3 protein-coding genes are annotated in these 3,358 nt (G+C 58.9%); all 3 read right to left on the minus strand.

Going from position 1 to position 3,358, the window contains the following annotated elements:
- Positions 1-229: 229 nt before the first annotated feature.
- Complete coding sequence (locus KGA89_RS28610) at positions 230-1,066, minus strand: NAD-dependent epimerase/dehydratase family protein (RefSeq protein WP_198286655.1); 837 nt, start codon at positions 1,064-1,066, stop codon at positions 230-232.
- A gap of 25 nt (positions 1,067-1,091) precedes the next feature.
- Positions 1,092-2,036 (minus strand): glycosyltransferase family 2 protein, encoded by a 945-nt coding sequence (locus tag KGA89_RS28615; RefSeq protein WP_013693753.1) that lies wholly within the window; start codon positions 2,034-2,036, stop codon positions 1,092-1,094.
- Between the two features lie 107 nt (positions 2,037-2,143).
- Positions 2,144-3,358, minus strand: a 1,215-nt coding sequence (gene bamA, locus KGA89_RS28620) for an outer membrane protein assembly factor BamA (RefSeq protein ID WP_100264094.1), incomplete at its 5' end; no start/stop codon positions are given.

Here is a 3,358-nt window from a genome sequence, read left to right on the forward strand (position 1 = left end):
GCATACCGCGAGCTCAACCAATGTTGGCCAGAAGCCAAAGATGGGCTTCCTCGAATAGGCCTTATACATAGATGCAGCCGGGTAGCAGTGTTGAAAAGCGGGTAGACAGTGGAGGCGAGTCCATACATAAGGGCGGAACCCTAAGCCGCCGTTACCGCAGCAACGGATATACACCCCGCCCCAGAGAAGCACATTTTTCCCTAAGCAATCCAGACCCAAACCATCCCACCTATCGACCAGGCAAATCCTCACCCATCAGATGAAACGCCCTGGGAGCAAAACCAAGCCAATCACTGGCGGGCGAATGGTCAAACACCAAGTCCTCGTTCATCCGCGCCACCAGCGCACTTGAAAGATGTCGATAGCGCGGCAGACACCGCATGATCGAAACGCCCCGGCTTAATACCTGGGCAGGGAGGGGCAGCGTTCGCTCCGGACGCCCCATGGCCTGGAATATTCGCCTCACCATCGTGTGATACGGCAAGACTTCCCCCCCTGAGAGGTTATAGCCGCCACTGGGCAGGCCAGGCGTGCTCATGGCGGACAGGCACGCCTGGATCACGTCACCAGCATGCACCGGCTGGCGCAGTCCGGTTCCGCCCCCGATAAGCGGGAAAAATCCGAAGCGTTGAATGAAACGTGCTATTTGCGAGATGTTCTTGTCGCGACCAAAGCCATAGATCATGGTCGGCCGCAGGATCACCCATTCGACTTGCCGTTCGATCGCCCACTGCTCGAGCTGTTCTTCTGCGCGTATCAAGCGTTGCGCCACGTCCCGTTCCCGAGCATCGGGCGATGTTTGCTTGGCAAAACGGCTTGTGGAGGATAGCACGACAACGCGTTTGACGTGGGTGCTGGCCAGGCGTTCCAGATAGTCGGGTAACACCCAGACAGGGGCGAATGACAGGAAGGTGTCCAGCGTCAGTCCGTGCCAGTCGTCAGCATTTCGCCACGTCACACCGGGGCAGGACACCGTGGGCAGGCTTCGAGTGAAGGCGCTTGTCGGGAGACCGGTTTGTGCCAGCAATGGCAGGGCGTGCTCGCCCAAGAGGCTGGAGCCGCCCAATATTCCTATCCGCAATTGGGGTCTCTTATCGTAGGTTCCATGCATGTTTAAACCGGGTAGCCGCGTGACGAAGGACCATCAGGCTGAATCGAAACCAGACCCCGATCACCACGCTGACCCATAGCACGGCAGGGTATTTGCGGCGGAAAAACTTGCGATAGAAACGCAGGATCCCCAGGTGTTTGTGCCATTCGACGAAATAGGGACGCTGGCGACTGCAGCCACCGAATACATGCATCACCTGGGCATCTGGCACGAACAGCACGCGCCAGCCGGCCTGATGGAAGCGCATGCACCAGTCCAGGTCCTCGCAATGAAGGAAATAGTCTTCGTCCCATAACCCGACACTCTCGATCGCTTCGCGCTTGACCAGCATGCAAGCCCCGGAAATGGCCTCAACGACAATGGGGGTGCCGGGTAGCGGCTCCTTGTGCAATAAAAAGTCGGACAACAGTGATGGGAAAAGTGCTGAGAGCCGCGAAAGTCCGAAAGCCCGCATGAAGGCGCGTCTGGGCGTTGGAAATACCCGGCGCCCACCGGCTTGCTCGCTGCCGTCCGGGTTGCACAGGAACCCTCCGACCATGCCGATCTCCGGCGCGCTATGCAGCGCCAGCAGCAAGCGGTCTATGGCATCGGCGGCCAGTACGGTGTCCGGGTTCAAGAAAAATAAATTGGGAGCCGCTGACAGGCGGGCACCTTGGTTGCACGCCACGGCGAAGCCGAGGTTGGCGGCATTGCGTACGATTTGAAGCGAGTCGCCGACAGCGTGGGTTCGCTCCACCAGCATCAGGCTATCGTCGTGGGAATCGTTGTCCACCACGATCACGCTGGAAGCGCCGGCGGCAAACGCCGACCTTACACACGCCAACAAAAGTTCACCGGCATTGTAATTGACGATGATCACATCACACTCGCCACGTAGAGATGATGTGCCCCATTCATCAATAACGAGCAGTTCCACTGCTTCCAACTTCATCACTCCATTGCTCAAACCTGGATACGTATGGGATCGCAACTACTCAGGTCTGTATCCAAGATAGCAGATCCGTGCCCTACGACCAGTTCCGGCCAGCGCTTTCAGAACGTTTGTCCCAAGGAAAACTGAAACACCTGCGTATCAGCGTTATCCGGCGTTCGGACCGGAAAGGCCACGTTGGCGCTCAATGGGCCCAGCGGGCTATACCAGGTCACCCCGACCCCCACCGAGCTGGCCATCTGGCTGAGATCGACCCCGTCGCATCCCTGGGTGGTGCTCAGATAGCACTTGTCGGAATAGACGCTGCCCACGTCCCAGAACACCGAGGTGCGCAGTGATTTGTTGTCTTTGATGAAGGGCAGTGGGAACAGGTATTCCACGCCGCCGGTGATGAGTATGTTGCCGCCCAGTGACTCGGTGTCCCGGTCGGAGTAGTACGCTTGGCCGGCACTGGCATAGGTGCCGGTGGCCGGTGTGTTGCGCGGGCCGAGAGTGCCGCTTTCAAAACCACGCACCGAGCCTTCGCCACCGGCGGTGTAGTTTTCATAGAACGGCAGGCCGTCGGTCGAACCGTAGCTGTTGCCGTAGCCGAGCTTGGTGTGCAAGCGCAGCGAGGTCGCGTCGCTGACCGGCAGGAACGTCTGCCCGGTGTAGTCGATCTTGTAGAAGCTCAGGTCGCTGCCGGGCACCGTCGCCATCAGGTTCAGGCTTTGCGAATGCCCACGGGTGGCCAGCACGCCCTTGTTCAGGGTCGATTCCGACCAGCCGAGGTTGGCCTTGAAGTTGGTGAAGTCCTTGCCTTCGCGCTCGATGAAATCGTAGATCTCATCGGCGCTGTAGGTCCCCGGTTCGATGCTGTCATGTTGCACCGTCACGCCGAAATTCAATCGTGAGGTTTCATTGATCGGGTAGCCGAGGGAGGTGCCGGCGCCGTAGCTGTTGATGGAATAGTACGAATTATCGTCATCGTAGTATTCGTTGTAGTCGGTGGCGTTATAGAACGCGTTGTAACCCAGGCTCACGCCGTCCGGCGTGAAGTAGGGGTCGGTAAAGCCGATGTTGTACTTGCTTTGGTAGGACGAGCGGGTCAGGCCCAGGCTGGCGTAGTTGCCGGTGCCGAGAAAGTTGTTCTGGGTGATCGAGCCGCCCAGGATCAGACCGGCGCTTTGCGAGAAACCGACGCTGGCGCTGATCGAGCCGGAAGCCTGCTCTTCGACGCTGTAGTTCACATCGACCTGGTCATCGACGCCCGGTACGGCCGGGGTCTCGACGTTGACTTCCTTGAAGAAGCCCAGGCGCTCCAGGCGGGTCTTGGA

The organism is Pseudomonas sp. A-RE-22, assembly GCF_019956035.1.
Taxonomy (GTDB): Bacteria; Pseudomonadota; Gammaproteobacteria; order Pseudomonadales; family Pseudomonadaceae; genus Aquipseudomonas; species Aquipseudomonas brassicacearum.